General features: G+C 62.2%; 1 protein-coding gene and 1 pseudogene. One reads left to right on the plus strand and one right to left on the minus strand.

Annotated elements, in window-relative coordinates; all coding sequences use genetic code 11:
- Positions 1-481 (plus strand): aldo/keto reductase (locus tag ACPYOP_RS32855; RefSeq protein ID WP_481414372.1); only part of this gene is annotated, 481 nt, incomplete at its 5' end.
- Between the two features lie 43 nt (positions 482-524).
- Here the strand turns inward: ACPYOP_RS32855 and ACPYOP_RS32860 are convergent.
- Positions 525-1,411: pseudogene (locus ACPYOP_RS32860) on the minus strand (LysR family transcriptional regulator).
- Positions 1,412-1,642: the final 231 nt, after the last annotated feature.

Raw genomic sequence — 1,642 nt, forward strand, 5'->3', positions numbered from 1 at the left:
TAACCTCCTTGACCTCGAGACGCATCTCCCGACCCTACAGGAATGGAAAGCACAAGGCCGCATCCGCTATCTTGGTGTCACCCACTACACGGATAGCGCCCACGGCGATCTGGAACGCGCGATTCGGACCGGCGCATTCGACTTCGTCCAGTTGAATTATTCCCTCGTCGACCGCGCAGCGGAGAAGCGCCTTCTTCCAGCCGCGAAGGATCTGGGAGTGGCCGTGCTGGCCAATCGGCCGTTTGGCGAGGGGTCTCTCGTAGGAAGCCTTGGCCGTACGCCGCTTCCAGCTTTCGCGGAAGAACTGGGATGCAGGAGCTGGCCGGAGCTTGCTCTTAAGTATGTCGTGTCGAACCCGGCGGTCACGTGCGCGATCCCGGCCACGTCGAGCCCGCAGCACATGACGCAGAATATGTTGGCCGCGAGCGGCGAAGCGCTGACGGAAACACAGCGGAACCGGCTCGTCGGAGTCATGGCGTAGCCGGCCGCGCCGAGCCTGGTTTCGCTCGTTGGCCACATCGAGCCTACTTGCGTTGTGCCGCAACGATTGATCCTGCGAAATCGGCGAAGGCGCGTGCTTTTGCACTGGCCAGCCGGCCGGTCGGTAAGACGGCCCAAAGATCGATCGGCGGAAGATCCCAGTCTTCCAGCACGCGCTGCACCGTGCCGTCCGCCAGTTCCGGCGCGAACATCCAGTCGGAGACGACTGTCAGACCCATATGCGACAGGATGGCGGTGCGGATGCCTTCCGCAGCACTGAACCGCGCTCGTCCAGAAACAGTGACCGAAGCCTGTGTTCCCTCGCGCGTGAAGGTCCAGGCGTTGCCGAGCTGGGTGTAGACGACAGCCTGATGGGCTGCGAGATCAGCCGGAACAAGCGGCATGCCATGACGGCCGAGATAGCCGGGCGTGCCCATCACTGAGCGGCGGCCGGTGGCCAGCTTCCGCGCCACCGCCGACGTATCTGCCAGCTCCCCCATCCGCAGTGCTACGTCTATCCCTTCCGAGACCAGATCGATAACCCGGTCGTCTAGGATGACATCGACCTCGAGATCGGATGGCTGTCCATGAACTGGCCCAGATGCGGCAGGACCATGAGCCGAGCAAAGGTGGTCGCGGCGCAGATCCGAAGCCGGCCCGATAGTCCGGCCCCGGCGCCCTTGGCTTCCAGCTCCGCCTCGTCCGCTTCCTGGATTGCGTTCCTAGCCCGCTCGAAGAAGCGCAGGCCTGCATCGGTCGGCGTCAGCCCGTGGGTGGAGCGGATGAGAAGGCGGACCCGCAGGCGATCCTCCAGTTGAGCAATTGTTTTCGAGATCGCCGGCTGGCCGACACCGATCTGCCGGGCAGCCTGTGAGAACGACCCGGTTTCCACCACCCGCACGAATGCGGTCATCGCCTGCAATCTGTCCACCGACTATTCCCCTTGGGAATAAGCATTATCGCCTCGGCGCGCCTGCCGCAAGATCAGAGGAATGGTCATAACTCTCTCCAACGGAACACGATCCGATGGAGATGAATGATGATCCAAGTCCACGCCTTTGCTACCCCGAACAGCGTCAAGGGGCGTTGGTGCGCGGATATGAAATCGAACGCATTTCGATCTTTGATGTAGTTGGTTATGCCTGTGTGACTTGACGCCGGA

The organism is Rhizobium sp. KNZ2-6A (assembly GCF_056755475.1).